Origin of the sequence: Acidocella sp., assembly GCF_027352905.1 — a bacterium.
Classification (GTDB): Bacteria; Pseudomonadota; Alphaproteobacteria; order Acetobacterales; family Acetobacteraceae; genus Acidocella.
In genome coordinates, this window is record NZ_DAIEIF010000026.1 from 20,414 (window position 1) to 40,263 (window position 19,850).

The 19,850-nt window shown below is 65.8% G+C and carries 16 protein-coding genes; 11 read left to right on the forward strand and 5 right to left on the reverse strand.

Going from position 1 to position 19,850, the window contains the following annotated elements:
• The 9 genes from M7H45_RS03860 to M7H45_RS03900 all read left to right on the forward strand — a co-directional run bounded on the left by M7H45_RS03860 (position 1) and on the right by M7H45_RS03900 (position 10,789).
• Positions 1–1,521 (forward strand): NADH-quinone oxidoreductase subunit M, encoded by a 1,521-nt coding sequence (locus M7H45_RS03860; RefSeq protein WP_298214882.1) that lies wholly within the window; start codon positions 1–3, stop codon positions 1,519–1,521.
• A complete protein-coding gene (gene nuoN / locus M7H45_RS03865; protein WP_298214884.1) occupies positions 1,518–2,933 on the forward strand; it encodes an NADH-quinone oxidoreductase subunit NuoN in 1,416 nt (471 codons plus the stop codon). Before M7H45_RS03860 ends, nuoN begins: the two co-directional genes overlap by 4 nt.
• Positions 2,930–3,643, forward strand: a complete 714-nt coding sequence (locus tag M7H45_RS03870; RefSeq protein WP_298214886.1) for a biotin--[acetyl-CoA-carboxylase] ligase — start codon at positions 2,930–2,932, stop codon at positions 3,641–3,643. The genes nuoN and M7H45_RS03870 overlap by 4 nt, the downstream gene beginning before the upstream one ends.
• A gap of 10 nt (positions 3,644–3,653) precedes the next feature.
• A complete protein-coding gene (locus tag M7H45_RS03875; RefSeq protein ID WP_298214888.1) occupies positions 3,654–4,463 on the forward strand; it encodes a type III pantothenate kinase in 810 nt (269 codons plus the stop codon).
• Positions 4,464–4,575: 112 nt separating this feature from the next.
• Entirely contained in the window at positions 4,576–6,165 is a 1,590-nt protein-coding gene (locus tag M7H45_RS03880) for a ribonuclease J (RefSeq protein WP_298214914.1), read from the forward strand.
• Between the two features lie 254 nt (positions 6,166–6,419).
• Positions 6,420–7,574, forward strand: coding sequence for an acyltransferase (locus M7H45_RS03885; protein WP_298214890.1), 1,155 nt, complete (start codon positions 6,420–6,422; stop codon positions 7,572–7,574).
• A gap of 8 nt (positions 7,575–7,582) precedes the next feature.
• Complete coding sequence (proS, locus tag M7H45_RS03890) at positions 7,583–8,875, forward strand: proline--tRNA ligase (RefSeq protein WP_298214891.1); 1,293 nt, start codon at positions 7,583–7,585, stop codon at positions 8,873–8,875.
• Positions 8,875–10,122 (forward strand): lipoprotein-releasing ABC transporter permease subunit, encoded by a 1,248-nt coding sequence (locus M7H45_RS03895; protein ID WP_298214894.1) that lies wholly within the window; start codon positions 8,875–8,877, stop codon positions 10,120–10,122. Before proS ends, M7H45_RS03895 begins: the two co-directional genes overlap by 1 nt.
• Positions 10,115–10,789, forward strand: coding sequence for an ABC transporter ATP-binding protein (locus M7H45_RS03900; RefSeq protein ID WP_298214896.1), 675 nt, complete (start codon positions 10,115–10,117; stop codon positions 10,787–10,789). The genes M7H45_RS03895 and M7H45_RS03900 overlap by 8 nt, the downstream gene beginning before the upstream one ends.
• 109 nt (positions 10,790–10,898) lie before the next feature.
• Here M7H45_RS03900 and ssb read toward each other — a convergent pair whose 3' ends face one another.
• Positions 10,899–11,378, reverse strand: a complete 480-nt coding sequence (gene ssb / locus M7H45_RS03905; protein WP_298214898.1) for a single-stranded DNA-binding protein — start codon at positions 11,376–11,378, stop codon at positions 10,899–10,901.
• Positions 11,379–11,534: 156 nt separating this feature from the next.
• Between ssb and uvrA the strand changes: the two genes are divergently transcribed.
• Positions 11,535–14,402 (forward strand): excinuclease ABC subunit UvrA, encoded by a 2,868-nt coding sequence (gene uvrA / locus M7H45_RS03910; RefSeq protein WP_298214900.1) that lies wholly within the window; start codon positions 11,535–11,537, stop codon positions 14,400–14,402.
• 48 nt (positions 14,403–14,450) lie between these two features.
• Positions 14,451–16,190: a hypothetical protein gene (locus M7H45_RS03915; RefSeq protein ID WP_298214902.1), complete on the forward strand. Its 1,740-nt coding sequence runs from the start codon at positions 14,451–14,453 to the stop codon at positions 16,188–16,190.
• A 17-nt stretch (positions 16,191–16,207) separates the two neighbouring features.
• Here the strand turns inward: M7H45_RS03915 and M7H45_RS03920 are convergent, their stop codons facing one another.
• The 4 genes from M7H45_RS03920 to M7H45_RS03935 all read right to left on the reverse strand — a co-directional run.
• The gene (locus M7H45_RS03920; protein WP_298214904.1) at positions 16,208–16,720 is read right to left on the reverse strand and encodes a type II toxin-antitoxin system RatA family toxin; all 513 of its coding nucleotides are present in this window, start codon (positions 16,718–16,720) and stop codon (positions 16,208–16,210) included.
• A 4-nt stretch (positions 16,721–16,724) separates the two neighbouring features.
• Positions 16,725–17,675, reverse strand: a complete 951-nt coding sequence (gene lipA, locus M7H45_RS03925) for a lipoyl synthase (RefSeq protein ID WP_298214906.1) — start codon at positions 17,673–17,675, stop codon at positions 16,725–16,727.
• A 49-nt stretch (positions 17,676–17,724) separates the two neighbouring features.
• Positions 17,725–19,119 (reverse strand): dihydrolipoyl dehydrogenase, encoded by a 1,395-nt coding sequence (lpdA, locus tag M7H45_RS03930; RefSeq protein ID WP_298214908.1) that lies wholly within the window; start codon positions 19,117–19,119, stop codon positions 17,725–17,727.
• 12 nt (positions 19,120–19,131) lie between these two features.
• Positions 19,132–19,850 (reverse strand): 2-oxo acid dehydrogenase subunit E2 (locus M7H45_RS03935; protein WP_298214910.1); only part of this gene is annotated, 719 nt, incomplete at its 5' end.

The following is a 19,850-nucleotide window of genomic DNA, read 5'->3' on the forward strand; positions in this document are numbered from 1 at the left end:
ATGAACCAGCTCGGCTTTCCCATCCTCTCGCTCATCACCTATCTGCCGCTGCTGGGCGCCTTCATCGTCGCCACGCTGGGCGGCGATGACGCGCGGGCCGCCGCCAAGGCGCGGGGGATCGCCTTAATCACCTCGCTGGCGGTGCTGCTGCTCGGCATCTTCGTCTGGGCGCGCTTCCAGCCCGGTTTCGCCGGCTATCAATTCGTCGAGGCCGCGCCCTGGCTCGCCGGCATCAATGTCGAGTACCGCATGGGTGTGGACGGCATCAGCCTGTTCCTCATCATGCTCACGCTGGGTCTCACCCCCATCGCCATCCTCGCCAGCCATGGCATCAAAACCCGGGTGCGCTCCTTCTTCGCGGCGCTTTTGCTGCTGGAGACGATGACGATCGGCATGTTCGCCGCCACGGATTTCATCCTGTTCTATGTGTTCTTCGAGGCGGTGCTGCTGCCGATGTATCTCATCATCGGCGTGTGGGGCGGCCCCCGGCGTATCTATGCCGCCGTCAAATTCTTCGTCTTCACCTTGGCCGGCTCGCTGTTCATGATCCTGGCGGTGGTGTGGCTCTGGCGCCATGTCGGCACCACGGATATCGCGGTGATGACTCACACCCCCATTGGCCGTTCCGCCCAGATGTGGCTGTTCCTGGCCTTCCTCGCGGCGTTCGGTGTCAAGGCGGCGGTCTGGCCCCTGCATACCTGGCTGCCGGACGCCTATGGGGAGGCACCGGTGCCGGGCACCGTCATGCTGGCGGCGGTGCTCTCTAAAATGGGCGCCTATGGCTTCCTGCGCTTCGCCTTGCCGATGCTGCCCCTGGCCTCCGCCGCGGCGGCCCCGCTGATGTTCGCGCTCGGCGTGGTGGCGGTCATCTACATCTCCTATGTCGCTTTGGCGCAAACGGACATGAAGCGGCTCATCGCCTATTCCTCCGCCGCCCATATGGGTGTCATTATCATTGGCCTCTTTACCTTCACCGTAGAGGGTATCGAGGGCGCGCTGTTCCAGATGCTGAGCCATGGCATCGTCATCGCCGGGCTGTTTCTCTGCGGCGGGGTGCTCACCGCCCGGGGTGAGGCGCTGACCTTGAAAAACCTCGGCGGGCTGGCGGCGAACATGCCGGTCTTCGCGGCGGCGCTGATGCTATTCTCGCTCGCCAATATGGGCCTGCCCGGCACATCCGGCTTCATCGGCGAGTTTCTGGTCATCATCGGCGCGATGAAGGTGAATTTCTGGGTCTCCCTGCTCGGCGGGGCGGGCATGGTGCTGGGCGCGGCCTATATGCTGGTGATGCTGCGCGCCGTGCTCTTCGAGAAAAGCGCGAACCCGCGCCTGGCCAAGCTCAAGGATCTCAACGCCCGCGAATACGCCATGCTGCTGCCCCTGGCGGCGCTGGTGATGTGGCTGGGCATCTATCCCTCCAGCTTCACCCATGCCTTCGACGCGCCGGTCGCCGCCCTGGTGCAGGCGCATATCGCCGCCCTCAACCCGCATATGGCGCTGGCCATGGTGACCGCCAAATGACACCTTCTCCGTTGCTCCCCGCTCTCATTCTCGGTCTTGGCGGCATGGCGCTGTTGCTGATCGGCGTTCTTGCCAAAGCCAACCGCGCCCAGGGCGTCACCATGGGGGCGATATTGCTCCTCCTCATCGCCGCCGGTCTTTCCCTGCTGGCGCCGGACGCCGTGCTGTTCAGCGGGTTGCTGAAGACCAGCCTGTTCACCCGCTACGCCGATACGCTCATCTATCTCGGCGCCATCGCCGCGCTCATCCTCTCCGTGGATTTCAACCAGCGTGAGGGCATCGCCCGGTTCGAATACCCGGTATTGGTACTCTTCGCGGTGCTGGGGATGGTCGTGATGGTCTCCGCCGCCGACATGATGACGCTCTATGTCGGCTTCGAGCTGCAATCGCTCGCCATGTACATCACCGCGGCGCTGGCCCGGGATAATCCGCGCTCCGCCGAGGCGGGGCTGAAATATTTCGTCCTGGGCGCGCTGGCCTCCGGCCTGCTCGTCTATGGCATCTCGCTGGTCTATGGCTTCGCGGGCACCACCAATTTCGCCGCGCTGGCGGCTGTGCTCCGGGAAGGCGCCGGGGCGGGCACCGTCGCGGGGGTGGTGTTCGTGCTGGTCGGGCTGGCGTTCAAAATCTCCGCCGCGCCCTTCCATATGTGGACGCCGGATGTCTATGAGGGCGCGCCCAGCTCCGTCACCGCCTTGTTCGCCACCGCGCCCAAGGCGGCGGCTCTGGCGCTGCTGCTCTCGGTTATGGCCGGGCCGTTCGGCGGGCTGGTGGCGCAATGGCAGTTGCTCATCCAGATCCTCGCCATCATCTCCATGGCCTGGGGGGCGCTGGCGGCCATCGGCCAGTCCAACATCAAGCGCCTGCTTGCCTATTCCTCCATCAGCCATATGGGCTACGCGCTGATGGGGCTGGCGACCGGCACGCTGGCCGGGGTGCAATCCAGCCTCGTCTATGTCGCGATCTATGTGGTGATGTCCTTCGGCTGTTTCGCCTGCGTGGTGGCGATGCGCCGCAATGGCCGCGCGGTCGAGCGGATCAGCGATCTCGCCGGCCTGGCGGGCGAGCATCCGGCCTATGCCTTCGTCTTCGCCGTGTTCATGTGGGCCATGGCCGGCATCCCGCCGCTCTCCGGCTTCTTCGCCAAGCTCTACGTCTTCGCCACCGCCTTTAATGCCGGGCTGGATGCGCTGGCCATCATCGGTATCGTTACCAGCGTCATCAGCGCCTTCTATTATCTGCGCGTGATCAAGGTGATGTATTTCGACCAAGGTCAGCCGCAATTCGACCGCACGGCCGCCGGGCCGGGCTTCGTGATGGCCGTGGGCGCGCTGGTGACGATCTTCTTCATCATCCTGCCCAGCCCGCTGGTGGCGGCGGCGGGGGCGGCGGCCAAGGCTTTGATGGGGTGATCGCCTGGCGGCTGGAAAGCCACGCCACGCTCGCCTCCACCTCCGATGAAGCGGTGCGCCGGGCCAAGGCGGGGGAGGCGGCCGGGCTCGCCATCCTCGCCTTGCGGCAGAGCGCGGGGCGCGGCTCGCGCGGGCGGAGCTGGACCGCGCCGGCGGGCAATCTCAACCTCTCCATCCTGCTGCGGCCCGCGCGCGCCATGGCCGAGGCCGGGCTGTTCTCCCTCATCTGCGGCATCGCCGTGGCCGAGGCGCTGGAGGGTCTGGGCGCGCGGGATTTGCGGCTGAAATGGCCAAATGACGTGCTGCTGGGAGAGGCGAAGCTGGCGGGCATTCTCATCGATGCCTCGGCCAAGCAGGACCGGCTGGAATGGCTGGTGGCGGGCATCGGCGTCAATCTGCGCGCCGCGCCGGAAATTCCGGGCCGCGCCACGGCCGCCCTGGCGGCGCAGGGGCTGGTGATCCCGCCCGAGACCGCCGCCTGGGCGGTGCTGGACCGGCTCGCCCTCTGGCTGGAGGCCGCGCCCGCGCAAATCCGCGCCGCCTGGCTGGCGCGCGGCCCCGCCCCCGGCGCCCCGCTCCAGCTCGCCCGCGGGGCGGAGGTGCTGCGCGGGCGCTTTGCGGGTCTCTCCGAGGCCGGCGAATTGCTGTTGCGCCGCGAAGATCGTATCGAGGCCGTCAATACCGGCGAGATCCTGCTCGGCGGGGCCTGAAGGAGGGTGCATGCTGCTGGTCATCGATGCGGGCAACACCAATGTCGTGTTCGCGGTGCATGATGGGGAGGAGTGGCGGGGGAACTGGCGGCTGGCCACCTCCGCCCAGCGCACCTCCGATGAATATGGCGTCTGGCTGGAGGTGCTGCTGCGCCGCGCGGGGATTTCCTCCAGCGATGTCAGCCGCGCCGTGATCGGCACGGTGGTGCCCGCCGCCCTCTACCATCTGCGCCGCCTTTGCCGGGAATGGTTCGCCACCGAGCCGCTGGTGGCCCGCGCCCCTCTCGATTGGGGGTTTGAAATCAAGACAGACAATCCCGATGGCGTGGGCGCGGACCGGCTGCTCAACGCGCTGGCGGCGCATACCCATTATCGCGGCCCGCTGGTGGTGGTGGATTTCGGTACCGCCACCACCTTCGACGTGGTGGACGAGAACGGCGCCTATATCGGCGGCGCCATCTCGCCCGGCATCAACCTGTCCATCGAGGCGTTGCACCAGGCGGCGGCGCGGCTGCCGCGCATCGGCATCGGCCGCCCGCATTCCGTCATCGGCCGTGACACGGTGCCCGCCATGCAATCGGGCATCTATTGGGGCTATATCGGGCTGATCGAGGGGCTGCTGGCGCGCATCGAGGGCGAATTCGGCACCCGGCTCAAGGCCATCGCCACGGGGGGGCTGGCACCGCTCTTTGCCGAGGGCACCAGCAAATTCACCGCCATCGACCCTGATCTGACGCTGGAAGGGTTGCGCCTTCTCTCCCTGCGCAATAAGCCCCCCTCTTTGCCGCGCGATCGCGCGCGGTTCCTGGAAATCGACTAAGCGCGCTGGAGAATATGAAGTCGTGGCTGAAACCAAGGGCAATAACGCCGTGACGGAGGCGGGCGAGGCGGGGTTCATCTTCGTGCCGCTGGGCGGCACCGGCGAGATCGGGATGAATTTCAACCTCTATGGCTATGACGGCGCCTGGATCGCGGTGGATTGCGGCATGGGCTTCGCCGGGCCGGATATCCCCGAGGCGGACATCCTACTGCCCGACCCCGCCTTCATCGCCCGCCAGCGCGAGGATCTGCTCGGCCTCGTCATCACCCATGCGCATGAGGACCATATCGGCGGCATCGCCCGGCTCTGGCCGCAGCTGCGCTGCCCGGTCTATGCCACCCCCTTCGCCGCCGCCGTCATCCGCCGCAAGCTCCAGGAAACCGGGTTGCAGCGCGAGGTCAAGCTGCATGTGCTGCCGCCCGGCGGAGCGCTCAGCCTCGGCCCCTTCCGCCTGCGCTTTATCCGCATGGCCCATTCGACCCCGGAGGCGCAATCCCTCGCCATCACCACGCCCGCGGGCACGGTGCTCCATACCGGGGATTGGAAATTCGACCCCGCCCCGGTGGTGGGGGAGACGACGGATGAGGCGGCGTTGAGGGCGCTGGGCGATGAGGGCGTGCTCGCCATCGTCTCCGATTCGACGAACGCGCTGGTGGAGGGGTATTCCGGCTCGGAGCTGGATGTGCGGAAAAATCTGGAGGCATTGCTGCCGGACCTCACCGGCCGGATCGCCATCACCTGCTTCGCCAGCAATGTCGCCCGCGTCGCCAGCATCATCGCCGCCGCCGAGCTGGCCGGGCGGCACGTGGCGCTGGTCGGGCGCAGCCTCAACAATTACATCGCCGCGGCGCAGGAGGCGGGCTATCTCAAGCACGTGCCGGATTTCGTGCCCGAGGAGGAGATGGGCAGCGTCCCGGACGATAATCTGCTCATGCTCGTTACCGGCAGCCAGGGCGAACCGCGCTCGGCCATGGCGCGCATCGCCGCCGATTCGCACCGCTACGCCGTATTGGGGGAAGGGGATAAGGCGATTTTTTCCTCCCGCGCCATTCCCGGCAACGAGCGCGCCATTTTCGCGGTGCAGGACCAGCTGGCCCGGCGCGGGGTGCGGGTGATCGTGGATGGCGATGAATTCGTGCATGTCTCCGGCCATCCGGCGCGGGAGGAGCTGCGCAAGCTCTACCGGCTGGTGCGGCCTAAATTCGTGATTCCCACCCATGGCGAGTGGCGGCATCTCTCCGCCCAGGCGGAGCTGGCGCGCGAGGAGGGCATCGAGACCCTGGTGGTGCAGGATGGCGATGTCGTGCTGTTCGGCCCGCACGGGCCGGAGGTGGTGGATTCCGTGCCCACTGGCAGGCTGGCCGTGGATGGAACCAAGGTGGTGCCGCTGAAGGAGGGGGTGCTGGCGGCGCGCCGGCGCATGCTCGCCAATGGCGTCGTCATCGGCAGCTTCGCCCTGGATTCGCGCGGCCGGCTCATCGGCCAGCCCCGCATCTCCGCCCCCGGCCTGCTCGACCAGCTCGATGCGCGCCAGCGGGTGGAATATGAGCGGCAATTCCAAGGCTTGCTCCAGGATCTTGCCCCCTCCCTGCACGCGGATGAGGCCGCCTTCACCGATGCCGCCCGGGCCGGGTTGCGGCGCATCATCGGCAAGCCCCTCGGCAAGCGCCCCCTCGTGGATGTGCATATCCTCCCTGTTTGATTGTTTTCTAAGCCATTCTGGTCGATCGTTTGGGTTTATGACTAAATTTAAGGCGAAGACCGGCTCGGGGGTGCGTTTTTCCGGTTTTGGCGAGTGCTTTTTTCTCGACGCCGGCCATGCCGCGCTGCAATATGAGCCTCAGGATGAGGCTGGTTCTTCATCCTGCCGTGTGACTGGCGTTTCCTCCCTGAACTTGGCCCGCCGCCCGCAAGGGCTGGCGGGCTTCTTTCTCTTTGGCTAGAGCAATGCCAGCGATGAGCCAGCCGCGCGAAATTTCCGACCTGACGATCTGTCGCGCGTTTTTCGCGGCCTGGGTGTTCGTCTACCATGTCGGCCTCTATCTCAACGCCCCGGCCTGGCTGGGGCCGCTGGCGGGGCTGGTCCGCCACGGCTATATGGGGGTGGACGGATTCTTCATCCTCTCCGGGCTGATCCTGATGCATAGCCATCCGGAATTCCGCGCGCCCAAAATGCACGCCCCCCTCCCTGAATTCCGCTTTCCTCCCCTTGCCGCCGTGCTGCGCTTCTATGCCAAGCGGCTGGGGCGGATCTATCCCGTGCATCTCGCCACTCTCCTCATCCTGGCGGGGCTGGCGGCGGCCGGCCTCGCCGCCGGGCTTTCCCCGCGCGCGCCGCAGCGTTTCGGCCTGGGGGCGCTCCTGGAGAATCTGCTGCTCGTGCAGGGCTGGGGCGGCGATCATTTCGGCGCCTGGAATTACCCTTCCTGGTCGATCAGCACGGAATGGGCCGGTTATCTCCTCTTTCCCTTCTTCGCGCTGCTCATCACCTATTGGCCGGCCATCGTCGCGATGCAGTTCGCCGTCATCACCTTTCCCATACTCGGCTTTCTCTATTTCTTCTTCGGGCATAGTCTCAATCTGGCCTTTTCTCTCGGGCTGCTGCGATTCTTTCCTGAATTCATCGCCGGCATCGCGGCCTGGCGCATGGCCGCCATGGTGGCAGACAGCCCCAGCTGGCGGGGATTGTTCTTATGGGGCGGCCTGCTGCTCCTCCTCGCCGGCGCGGTGGTTTTGGGGGATCTCGGGATCGTCGCCGGCCTGTGGTCCCTGCTCTTCGCCTTGTATCTGCGGGCCGATACCGGACTGCCGCCCTTGTTCGGGCGGCGGCCCTTGCTGCACTTCCTCGGCGAGCTTTCCTATTGTTTTTATATGAGCTTCGCCATCGCGGAACTCGTCACCGTCCAGTTGTTCCGCCATCTCGGCTGGCAGCCCGCGCAGGAGACGCTGCTCTTCGCGGCGGGGATGACCGCCCTTACCTTCGGCCTCGCCTTGCTGCTGCGCTTCCTCGTCGAGCAACCCTGCCGGCGCGCCGTCAACCGCTGGCTGTCGCCCGCCGCCGCGCCGGACGCGCCGGACGCGCCCGCCCCCTCGACTCCCTCTTTGTTCTAAGGTCCGCCATGCGTCTGTCCAAAAGCCTCATTCCCACCTTGAAAGAGACGCCCGCCGAGGCGCAGATCGTCTCCCACCGGCTGATGCTGCGCGCCGGCATGGTCCGGCAGATGGCCTCCGGCATCTATGCCTGGCTGCCGCTGGGCCAGCGCGTGCTCGCCAATATCGCCCGCATCGTGCGCGAGGAGCAGGACGCGGCGGGGGCGGAGGAGGTGCTGATGCCCACCATCCAGAGCGCCGATCTCTGGCGGGAATCCGGCCGCTACGACGCCTATGGCAAGGAGATGCTGCGCATCACCGACCGGCATGAGCGCGAGTTGCTCTATGGCCCCACCAATGAGGAGATGATCACCGCCATCATGCGGGACGCGGTGAAAAGCTACCGGGAGCTGCCGCAGATCCCGTACCACATCCAATGGAAATTCCGGGATGAGCTGCGCCCGCGCTTCGGCGTGCTGCGCGGCCGGGAATTCTTGATGAAGGACGCCTACAGCTTCGATCTCGACCGGGCGGGGGCGGTGGTCTCCTACAAGAAGATGATGCTCGCCTATATGCGCACCTTCCAGCGCCTCGGCATCACCGCCATTCCCATGCGCGCCGATACCGGCCAGATCGGCGGCGATCTCAGCCATGAATTCCACGTCCTCGCTCCCACCGGCGAATCCGGCGTGTTCTACGACGCCGCCTTCGAGGCGGGGGACGCGCTGGCGGCCACGGATATCGAGCAATTCTACGCCCAGATGACCGGCATCTACGCCGCCACCGACGAGAAGCACGACCTCGCCGCCTGGAACAACGTGCCGCCGGAACGCCGCCGCGAGGGGCGCGGCATCGAGGTGGGGCAGATTTTCTATTTCGGCACCAAATATTCGCAGGCGATGGACTTCGCCGTCACTGGCCCGGATGGCCGGCGCATCCATCCCGAGATGGGTTCCTATGGCATCGGCGTGTCGCGCCTGGCCGGCGCCATCATCGAGGCCCGGCATGACGAGGCGGGCATCATCTGGCCGGACGCCGTCGCCCCCTTCCGGGCCGTCATTCTCAACCTCCGCCAGGGCGACGCCGCCACTGACCCGCTTTGCGAGCAGCTCTACGCGGCGCTGGGGCGCGAGGCGCTGTATGACGACCGCGAGGAACGGGCGGGGGTGAAATTCGCCGAGGCCGATCTGCTCGGCCATCCCTGGCAGATCATCATCGGCCCGCGCGGCGCCGCCCAAGGCCAGGTGGAGCTTAAACGCCGCGCAACCGGCGAGCGGTTCGAGCTGCCGGTGGCGGAGGCTCTCGTCCGGGTGCGGGGCTGATGTTCAACGCCTTCGAGCGCAAGGTCGCCGCGCGCTACCTGCGCGCCCGCCGGGGCGAGCGCTTCGTCTCGGTCATCGCCATTTTCTCTCTCATCGGCATCGCCCTCGGCGTGGCGACGCTGATCATCGTGATGAGCGTGATGAACGGCTTCCGTCAGGAATTGCTGAGCCAGATTCTCGGGCTGAACGGCGATATCGGCGTGTATGGCGCGGGCGCGCCTCTCACCGATTATGAAGACATGACCAAAAAAATTCTCGCCATCAAGGATGTCACGGCGGCCTTTCCCATCGTCCAGGGGGAGGTTCTGATGTCCGGCCCGCAAGAGGGCGCGGTGGGCGGCATCGCCCGCGGCATCACGCCGGAGGGGCTGCGGCAATTGCCCACAGTCTCCTCCCACGTGCTGGCGGGCAGCCTCGATGACCTCACCGGCGACACGGTGGCGGTGGGCGGGGCGCTGGCGCGGCAATTCAACCTTACCCTCGGCGCGCCGCTCACCCTCATCCTGCCGCAGGGCAAGGCCACGGTCATCGGCACCATCCCCTCCATCCAATCCTTCAAGGTGGCAGCCATCTTCCGCACCGGCATGCAGCAATACGATTCGAGCTTCGTCTTCCTGCCGCTGCAAACCGCGCAAACCCTGTTCCAGCAAAACGGCGCCGCCACCCAGATTCAGGTCTTCGTCCGTGATCCGGACCATGACGAGGCGGTGAAGCAGGCCATCGCCGCCGCCTTTCCCGGCATCGGCCTCGACATTCAGGACTGGAAGCAGAACAACGATTCCTTCCTGGCGGCGGTGACGGTGGAGCGCAATGTCATGTTCCTCATTCTTACCCTCATCATCATCGTCGCGGCGTTCAACGTCATTTCCTCGCTGATCATGATGGTCAAGGACAAGACGCGAGACATCGCCATTTTGCGCACCATGGGCGCGAGTTCCGGCTCGGTCATGCGCATCTTCCTCATGGCGGGGGCGTCGGTGGGCGTGCTCGGCACCTTCATCGGCTTCGTGCTCGGCGTGCTGTTTTGCGAGCATATCAACCAGATCCGGCTGTTCATTCAGGGCCTCACCGGCCAGCAATTATTCAATCCCACCGTCTACTACCTGGAATCCCTGCCCGCCCAGCTGGAATGGCGGGAGGTGGCGGAGGTTGTGGCGATGGCGCTCATCCTCTCGGTGCTGGCCACCTTGTACCCAAGCTGGCGCGCCGCCCGTATCGACCCGGTGGAGGCGCTGCGCAGTGAGTGAGGCTCTGCTCCGCCTGCAAGGGCTGGTCCGGATTTATAAAAGCGGCGCGGAGACGCTGACGGTGCTGAACGGCGCCAGCCTGAGCCTGGCGCGCGGCGAGATCGTCGCCCTCGTCGCCCCCTCCGGCGCGGGCAAATCCACCTTGCTGCATCTGGCCGGGCTGCTGGAAAAACCGGATGGCGGCCAGGTGATCATAGATGGGCGCGAGGCCGGGGCCCTGAGCGACGCCGCCCGCACCGCCCTGCGGCTGCGCCATATCGGCTTCGTCTATCAGTTCCATCACCTGCTGGCCGAGTTCACGGCGCTGGAAAACATTGCCCTGCCGCAGATGATCGCCGGGGTGGGGGAGGGCGCCGCCCGCCGCCGCGCCATGGAATTGCTGGAGAAATTCGGCCTCGCCCCGCGCGCCGCCCATTTGCCGGGCAAGCTCTCGGGCGGAGAGAAGCAGCGCGTCGCCATCGCCCGGGCGCTGGCCAACCGCCCCTCCTTACTGCTGGCGGACGAGCCGACGGGCAATCTCGATCTCGCCACCGCCAACATCGTCTTCGAGGAATTGCTCCGGGTGGTGCGGGGTGAGAACACCGCCGCGCTCATCGCCACCCACAACCCGGAGCTGGCGGCGCGGATGGACCGGCAGGTGAGCCTGCGCGGAGGACGATTGGTATGAGTTCTGGTCTTAGAAAGCGTGAAGACGGAGAGCGTGAAGACGGCAATGGAAAGCGCTGTGTTTCCCTGAATGATCGCCGTTGTTATTGACGATCATGCGAGGGTGATCCTCAGAACGGAATTTCGTCATCCAGATCATTGCGGGGGGCGGCGTCCCATCCGCCCACGGCGCGGGGCTGGGGTTTGGCGGGGGCGGCGCGGGGCGCGTAATCATCTCCCCCCGCGTTCGCGTTATTGCCGGGGCGGTCGAGCAGCACCAGCTCGCCATTGAAGCGGCCGATCATGATCTCGGTGGTGTAGCGGTCCTGGCCGCTCTGGTCGGTCCATTTGCGGGTCTGCAGCTTGCCTTCCAGATAAACCTTCGAGCCTTTACGCAAATACCGCTCAGCCACATCGCCCAGCCGGTCGTTCATGATGACCACGCGGTGCCATTCGGTCTGCTCCTTGCGCTCGCCGCTCGCCTTGTCGTTCCAGCTTTCCGAGGTCGCCACCGCGAGATTGACCACCTTGAGGCCGGATTGAGTATTGCGCACCTCGGGGTCGCGCCCCAGATTACCCACCAGAATCACCTTGTTCACGCTGCCGGCCACGCCCCATCCTCCACCACAGATTGCCTTGCAGATTAGCCCATACCGTCCTGCCTGACCAGCAGGGCCGGTTCAGCGCCAGCGGCGGGCGATCAGCGTTGCTTTGTAGCCCCTCACCCCCTATCTTTCAAGAACATTGCACGAACATTGGAACCGATCATGGTGGAGCAGAAGGGCGCGGGGTTCATCACCATCCGCGGCGCGCGCGAGCATAATCTCAAGAATATCGACATCCAGATTCCCCGTGGCCAGCTCACCGTTCTCACCGGACTTTCCGGCTCCGGCAAATCCTCGCTCGCCTTCGACACCATCTATGCCGAGGGCCAGCGCCGTTATGTCGAGAGCCTCTCCGCCTATGCGCGGCAATTTTTGGAGCTGATGGGCAAACCGGATGTGGATTCGATCGAAGGCCTCTCACCGGCCATCTCCATCGAGCAGAAGACGACCTCGAAAAATCCGCGTTCAACCGTCGGCACCGTCACCGAAATTCATGATTACATGCGCCTGCTCTGGGCGCGGGTGGGCGTGCCCTATTCGCCCGCCACCGGCCTGCCCATCGAGGCGCAGACGGTGAGCCAGATGGTGGACCGCATACTGGCGATGAAAGAGGGCACGCGGCTCCTGCTGCTGGCGCCGGTCATACGCGGCCGCAAGGGCGAATACCGGAAGGATCTGGCGGAATACCAGCGCAAGGGGTTCACCCGGGTGAAGGTGGACGGCACCGTGTATGAAATCGAGCAGGTGCCGGCGCTCAACAAGAAACTCAAGCACGATATCGAACTGGTGGTCGACCGGCTGGTGGTGCGGCCCGGCATCGAACAGCGCCTTGCCGATTCGCTGGAAACGGCGCTCGGCCTCGCCGATGGCATCGTCTATGCCGAGACCGCGGATGGCGCTGAGCGCACGGTGTTTTCCTCCCGCTTCGCCTGCCCGGTTTCCGGTTTTACCATCGAGGAGATCGAACCCCGCCTGTTTTCCTTCAACGCGCCGCAGGGGGCCTGTCCCGCCTGCGACGGGCTGGGTCATGAAACCTATTTCGACCCTCATCTCATCGTGCCGGATGAGCGCCGGGCACTGGATGACGGCGCGATCGCCCCCTGGGCCAATGCGCAATCGCCCTATTACACCCAAACGCTCACGGCCATCGCCCGCCATTATGGCGTGCGGCCCTCCACCGCCTGGCAGGACCTGCCGGAGGCGGTGCGCGACGTCATTCTCTACGGCTCGGGCAAGGAGGCGATAAAGTTCACTTATAAGGATTCGGCCCGGGCCTATACGATCGAGAAGCCCTTCGAGGGCGTCATTCGTAATCTCGAGCGGCGCTATAAGGAGACGGATTCCGCCTGGGTGCGCGAGGAATTGTCCCGCTATCAGGCCGAACAGCCTTGCGAGGTCTGCCACGGCGCGCGGTTGCGGCCCGAGGCGCTGGCGGTGAAGGTGGCGGAGCGCAACCTCGCCGAGGTGGCGGAACTGCCCATCGACGAGGCCCGCCTCTGGTTCGCCGGGGTGGCGGCGACGCTGACCCCGCAGCGGCTGGAAATCGCCCGCCGCATCCTCAAGGAGATCGAGGAGCGTCTGCAATTTCTGCTGGATGTCGGGTTGAATTATCTAACCCTGGCGCGCGGCTCGGCCACGCTCTCGGGCGGGGAGAGCCAGCGCATCCGCTTGGCCAGCCAGATCGGCTCCGGCCTCACCGGCGTGCTCTATGTGCTCGACGAGCCTTCCATCGGCCTGCACCAGCGCGACAATGACCGCCTGCTCGGCACGCTGGCCCGGCTCAAGCGGCTCGGCAATACCGTGCTGGTGGTGGAGCATGACGAGGATGCGATCCGCGCCGCCGACCATCTCGTGGATATGGGGCCAGGAGCGGGGATCAATGGCGGCTATGTCGTGGCGCAGGGCACCCCGGCGGAGGTCGCCGCCAACCGCCATTCCCTCACCGGTGATTATCTCTCCGGCCGGCGCGCCATTCCGGTTCCGGCGCGGCGGCCCTGGCCGCGCCAGCGCAGCCTCAAGCTCATCGGCGCGCGGGGCAACAACCTCAAGAACGTGACGGCGGAGTTTCCCCTCGGCCTGTTCACCTGCGTCACCGGCGTCTCCGGCGGGGGCAAGTCAACGCTGGTCATCGACACGCTCTACAAGGCCCTCTCACGCCGGCTGATGGGCTCGGGCGAGGTGCCCGCCCCGTTCGAGCGCATCGAGGGGGCGGAGCAGCTCGATAAGATCATCGACATCGACCAATCCCCCATCGGCCGCACGCCGCGCTCCAACCCCGCCACCTATACGGATTTGTTCGCGCCGATCCGCGACTGGTTCGCCGAATTGCCTGAGAGCCGGGCGCGCGGCTACAAGCCCGGGCGGTTTTCCTTCAATGTCAAAGGCGGGCGCTGCGAGGCCTGCCAGGGCGACGGCGTGCTGAAAATCGAGATGCATTTCCTGCCGGATGTGTTCGTCACCTGCGATACCTGCAAGGGAAAGCGCTATAACCGGGAAACGCTGGAGGTGAAATTCCGCGGCAAATCCATCGCCGATGTGCTGGATATGACAGTGGATGAGGCGCAGCCCTTTTTCGCCGCCGTGCCGAAGATCCACGATCGGCTCAGCCTGCTGGCGCGGGTGGGGCTGGGCTATATCCGGCTCGGCCAGCAGGCCACGACGCTCTCCGGCGGGGAGGCGCAGCGCATCAAATTAGCCAAGGAGTTGGCGCGGCGGGCCACGGGGCGCACGCTTTACATTCTCGACGAGCCGACGACCGGCTTGCATTTCGAGGATATCCGCAAGCTGCTGGAGGTGCTGCACGCGCTGGTGGATGCGGGCAACACGATCATCGTCATCGAGCATAATCTCGAGGTGATCAAAACCGCCGATCATATCATCGATATCGGTCCGGAAGGCGGCGCCGGTGGCGGGCGCATCATCGCCACCGGCACGCCCGAGGAGGTGGCGGCGGCGCCAGGCAGCTATACCGGCAAATTCCTGGCGCCGCTGCTGGCGCCGAAGCCGCAGCGCGCCCGCCGCAAGGCCTGACCGCTTGGCTCTGGACGGGTTTGGCCGGGCGCGATACCCAAGGCGGAGATGACGCCAGACCCTGTATCCTTGCCGCCCATCGCCTTGATGAGCTGGTTCGGCACGCTGCTCTGCCTGGACCGGCGGAGCGGCGGCTTCGTCCATCGCGGGATGGAGGCGCTGGACTCCTGGCACATAATACTGGAGCTGGAGCCTGGGGAAGAGGGTGGCGCGCCCGTGCTCACCACCGGCTGGGCCGGGGGCGAGGGGGTGCGCGGCCTGGAAATCGCGCCGGGCGCGCTCATCCCCGGCTGTCTCACCCTGCGGCTGGGCGAGCGTTTTCTCTCCGCCAGGCCGGGGGGCGACGCGGCGGCCGAGGCAGGTGAGGCCAAGCATTGGGAGCAGTTTCTACCCATCTCAAAGCGGGACCTGACGGTGCTGGCGGATATTCTTGCCCGGCGCTGGAGGATGGAGGCGGGGCCGGCGGTGCCGGCGGGGCTGGCCGAGTTCCAGCTCCACTTCGGACGGCGGGCGGTGAGCCTGGCCGCCAATCTGCCCCTCCCGGCCGAGGCCGGGGCGGAGCTGCTCGACCTCGCCGATGGCGAGGGATGGTTGAGCCTGACCGCGGCGACCAAACCGCCTGAGCGGCGGGTGTGGATCTATCCGCTCGGCAATATCGGCAACCGCGCGCTGCAATATCTCGCCGCGGCAGGCATCGCCGCCCGTGTTCCGGGCGCGAAAATCGAGAACGTGATGCTGGAAATGTGGGGGCGGCGCGAGCCCGCCCCCCGCCCCGAGCCGTGGGAGCGGGCCGGGAGCAACGATCATTTTCTTTATCACCTCGATGTGGACGGGCTGGGCGATTGTCTCGCGCGGGGCGAGGTGGATGCCATTTGCCTGGAAAGCTATTGCTTCCATCTCGACCATTATCCGCCCCGCGCCAAATGCCGCGAATTGCTGCCCCCCGCCCAGGATACGGAGGATGTGCGCGGCTTCGGCCCGGGGGAGCTGGTATGCAGCGTGCGCGCCGCCGAGATTCTTCATTACGCCCACCCCGATTACTTCCCGCTTCCCCCCGGCTATTACGCGAAATTACAGGCCGAGAGCGGGCTCGATCTCGTGTTTTTCGGCCAGTTGGGGGACGACGCCTATTCCCAGGCCCTGCGCGCCGCCTTCCCCCGCGCGCGTTTCGTGCCGGGGGTGAACCAGAACCACGATTTCGAGGTGCTGCGCCGGTCCCGCAACGTCGCGCTCTCCATCTCGACCTTCGCCTGGCTGGCCGCCTGGCTGGGGGAGGCGGAGCGCGTCTATCTGCCGGTGGGCGGTATCTTCAACCCGCATCATGACCCGGGTATGTTGTTTCTGCCGCTGGAGGAGCCCGCCTATCGCTACATGCTTCTGCCGCCCGTTAAGGCGGTGAGCCTCGCTGACCCGGTGCGCTTCTGGCTGATGCAGGATGTGATCGCGCGTGGAACGCGGCCCATCGGGGTGGAGGAACTGCGGGGCCTCGTCGCCCGCGCCGCCGGGCGTGAGCGGGAGATGACGAAGGTGAAGCGGTTTTCCAGCGCCGCCTATTTACGGGCCTACCCGGATGTCGCCAATGAGGCGCGCGCGCTGCGCCGCACCGGGCTCGACCATTATTTTAATGCCGGGGTGAAGGAGAACCGGGTCACCCGGCCCTTCGACCCGCTCTTCTACGCTGATCGTTATCCCGAGGCGGCGGAGGCGGTGGCGCTCGGCCATTACCGCACATTATTTGCTCATTTCCAGGCGGTGGGGGAGGCGCTGGGTTACCAGCCCACGCCCTGATCCAGCGCAATACCCCCTTAAGCGCCGCGCTCGGCCGGGGGCGCGGGCCGCGTGGCTCCGGCGGGTTTGTTGCCCTTGCCCCCCGGCTCGCCATAGACGGCGGCGGCGCGTTTGAGGAAGGCGTTGACCATTACCTGCACCGCCTCGGTGAACACCGCGCCGATCGCCTTTTGCAGAATGAAATTACGGAATTCGAAATCCACGTAGAAATCGACGACGCAACCCTCCGGGTGCGGAGTGAAATCCCAGCTATTATGCAAATATTTGAAGGGGCCGCGTTCATATTCCACGCGGATGGCGCGGGCGCCATCGCCGCCGCCGGGCAGCAAGGTCACCCGGCTGGTGAAGCTTTCCCGGAACGGTCCGAAGCCGATGGTCAGATCCGCGATCATCAGATTATTGACCTGGCTGCGCACCCGCGCCCCCATGCACCAGGGAAGGAATTGCGGGTATTTCCCCACATCCGCCACCAGCGCGTAAAGCTGCTGCGGCGTGTAGGGCACGATTTTCTGTTGGGCGAAGGAAGTCACGGCGTCAGGCGGCGAGCTGCTTGGCCCGCGCCGCCCGCAGCGCCGCGAAATCGGCGTCGGCATGGTAGGACGAGCGGGTGAGCGGGCTGGCGGAGACCTGGAGAAAGCCCTTGGCGCGGGCCAGGCCGGCGAGATCGGCGAATTCTTCCGGCGTCCAGAATTTCTCGACCGCCGCGTGTTTGACGCTCGGCTGGAGATACTGGCCGATGGTGATGAAATCCACATCCGCCACGCGCAGATCGTCCATCACCTGCGAGATCTCGGCCCGGCTTTCGCCGAGCCCGACCATGAGACCGGATTTGGTGAAAATCGAAGGGTCGAGCCGCTTCACCTGGTCGAGCAGGCGGATGGATTGGTAGTAACGCGCGCCGGGGCGGATGGCGGGATAGAGGCGCGGCACCGTCTCGAAATTATGGTTGAAAACATCCGGGCGGGCGGCGGCGATGACCTCCGGCGCGCCCGGCTTGCGCAGAAAATCCGGGGTTAGCACCTCGATGGTCGTGGCGGGGGCGGCGGCGCGCACCGTGGCGATGACGGCCGCGAAATGCGCCGCGCCGCCATCGGCGAGGTCATCCCGGTCCACCGAGGTGATGACGACATGTTTGAGTCCCATCACCGCCACCGCCTCCGCCACCCGGCGCGGCTCATCCGCCGCCAGCGGCTGCGGCAGCCCGGTGGCGACGTTGCAGAAGGCGCAGGCGCGGGTGCAAATCTCGCCCATGATCATCATGGTGGCATGGCGCTGGGACCAGCATTCACCGATATTGGGACAGGCGGCTTCCTCGCAGACCGTCGCCAGTTTCTTTTCGCGCATCAGCGCCCGGGTCTCGTGATAGACCGGATGCGTCGGCGCTTTCACGCGGATCCATTCCGGCTTGCGGGCAATCGGGTTGTCCGGCCGGTGCTGTTTCTCCGGGTGGCGCACCCGGTGGTCGATCTCGATACGTCTGGCCATCTCTGCCTTGCCTGGAAAAACGCCCCCTTTCCGGGGGCGTTTACTGTTCCTAGAAGTGGATGACCCGCCCATAAGCGTCAAGGACGGATTCATGCATGGCCTCCGAGACGGTGGGATGCGGGAAGACCGTTTCCATCAACTCCGCCTCGGTCGTCTCCAGCTGGCGGGCAATGACGAAGCCCTGGATCATCTCGGTCACTTCCGGGCCGATCATATGGGCGCCCAAAAGCGCGCCGGTCTGTGCGTCGAACACGGTCTTCACCAGCCCCTCCGGCTCGCCCATGGCGATGGCCTTGCCATTGCCGATCAGCGGGAAACGGCCGATTTTCACCGCCCGCCCCTGTTCCTTGGCCTTGGCCTCGGTCAGCCCCACGCTCGCCACTTGCGGGCGGGCATAGGTACAGCCGGGGATGTTCCAGGTTTCGAAAGGGTGGGGGTTGAGCCCGGCGATCGCCTCGATGCAGACCACGCCCTCATGGCTCGCCTTATGGGCCAGCCAGGGTGGCCCGGTGAGATCCCCGATGGCGTAGACCCCCGGCTCGCCGGTGCGGCCGAACCCGTCCACCACCACATGGGTGCGCTCCACCTTCACCTGGGTGCCCTCCAGGCCGATCTGCTCGACATTGCCGACGATGCCGACCGCGGAGATCACCTGCTCCACCTCGAAAACCTGCGGCTGGCCGCCGCTCTCCACCGTCACCCGGATGGAGTCCGCGGATGTCTCCGCCGTTTTCACCGTGGCGGAGGTGAGGATTCTGATCCCCTGCTTCTCGAACGCCTTGCGCGCCAGGCCGGAAATCTCGGCATCCTCCACCGGCAGGATGCGCTCCAGCATTTCCACTACCGTCACCTCGACGCCGAGGGCGCGGTAGAAGCTCGCGAATTCGATGCCGATGGCGCCCGACCCCATGATGAGCAGGGATTTGGGCAGGCGCTCCGGCACCATCGCCTCGAAATAGGAGATGATCCGCTTGCCATCCACCTCCAGCCCAGGAATTTGCCTGGGGCGCGCGCCCGTCGCCAGGATAATATGCGGGGCGGAAAGCTCGCCCACGGGCTTGCCATCCTTGGTTACCGAGAGCCTGCCCTTGCCCGCCAGCTTGCCAAAGCCGTCATAGACCGTGACCTTGTTCTTCCTCAGCAGATGGGCGACGCCGGAGGCGAGCTGCTTGGAGACCGCGCGGGACCGGGCAACGATTTTGGGCAGATCCACCCGCGCCCCCTCGACCGTGATGCCGAATTCCCCGGCATGGTCGATGAGATGCTTGACCTCCGCCGAGCGGAGCAGCGCCTTGGTGGGAATGCAGCCCCAATTGAGGCAGATGCCGCCCAGATGCCGGGCCTCCACCACCGCCACTTTCAACTTGAGCTGGGCGGCGCGGATGGCGGCGACATAGCCGCCCGGCCCGCCGCCCACCACGATCACGTCGAATTGGTCCGCCATGGTTAAATCCCTTCAGAGCAGCAGGCCGAGCGGCTCTTCCAGCAGCCCTTTCAGCGTGGCCAGAAATTCCGCTCCCGCCGCGCCATCCACCACCCGGTGGTCGGCGGAGAGGGTGGCGCTCATCACCGTCGCGGTTTTGATCTCGCCATCCTTGATCACCGGGCGAAGCTCGCCCGCGCCCACCGCCAATATGGCCGCCTGGGGCGGGTTGATGATCGCCGCGAACGCGCTGATGCCGTACATGCCGAGATTGGAGATGGAGAAACCGCCGCCCTGGAATTCCTCAGGCTTGAGTTTTCCCGCCTTGGCGCGGACGGCCAGGTCTTTCATGTTGTTGGAAATGGCGGCGAGACCCAGCCGGTCCGCGCCGCGAATGATGGGCGTGATCAGCCCATCCGGTATGGCGACGGCGACGGAGACATCCACATCCTCGAATTGAAGGATCGCCTCCTCGGTCCAGGCGGCATTGACATTCGGATGCCGCCGCAGCGCGACGCCGCACGCCTTGATGAGCAGATCGTTGACTGAGAGTTTAAACGCGCCTGGCCCCTCCTTGGGCGATTTCGCGTTCAACTCCGCGCGCAAGGCGAGCAGCCTGTCCAGCTCGATATTCACGGTGAGATAAAAATGGGGGATGGTCCGCTTCGACTCCGCCAGACGCTTGGCGATGACCTTACGCATGGTGGAATTGGGAATCTTGCGGTGCGGGGCGGTGACCTCCGCCGCCGGCG

Bases quoted from the DNA above. Each gene is read 5' to 3' on its own strand.
- lpdA (WP_298214908.1), bottom strand. From the start codon at position 19,119: ATGGCGGACCAATTCGACGTGATCGTGGTGGGCGGCGGGCCGGGCGGC.
- uvrA (WP_298214900.1), top strand. From the start codon at position 11,535: ATGGTGGAGCAGAAGGGCGCGGGGTTCATCACCATCCGCGGCGCGCGC.
- lipA (WP_298214906.1), bottom strand. From the start codon at position 17,675: ATGGCCAGACGTATCGAGATCGACCACCGGGTGCGCCACCCGGAGAAA.
- nuoN (WP_298214884.1), top strand. From the start codon at position 1,518: ATGACACCTTCTCCGTTGCTCCCCGCTCTCATTCTCGGTCTTGGCGGC.
- M7H45_RS03885 (WP_298214890.1), top strand. From the start codon at position 6,420: ATGAGCCAGCCGCGCGAAATTTCCGACCTGACGATCTGTCGCGCGTTT.
- M7H45_RS03880 (WP_298214914.1), top strand. From the start codon at position 4,576: ATGAATTTCAACCTCTATGGCTATGACGGCGCCTGGATCGCGGTGGAT.
- M7H45_RS03860 (WP_298214882.1), top strand. From the start codon at position 1: ATGAACCAGCTCGGCTTTCCCATCCTCTCGCTCATCACCTATCTGCCG.
- M7H45_RS03895 (WP_298214894.1), top strand. From the start codon at position 8,875: ATGTTCAACGCCTTCGAGCGCAAGGTCGCCGCGCGCTACCTGCGCGCC.
- M7H45_RS03875 (WP_298214888.1), top strand. From the start codon at position 3,654: ATGCTGCTGGTCATCGATGCGGGCAACACCAATGTCGTGTTCGCGGTG.
- M7H45_RS03915 (WP_298214902.1), top strand. From the start codon at position 14,451: ATGACGCCAGACCCTGTATCCTTGCCGCCCATCGCCTTGATGAGCTGG.
- proS (WP_298214891.1), top strand. From the start codon at position 7,583: ATGCGTCTGTCCAAAAGCCTCATTCCCACCTTGAAAGAGACGCCCGCC.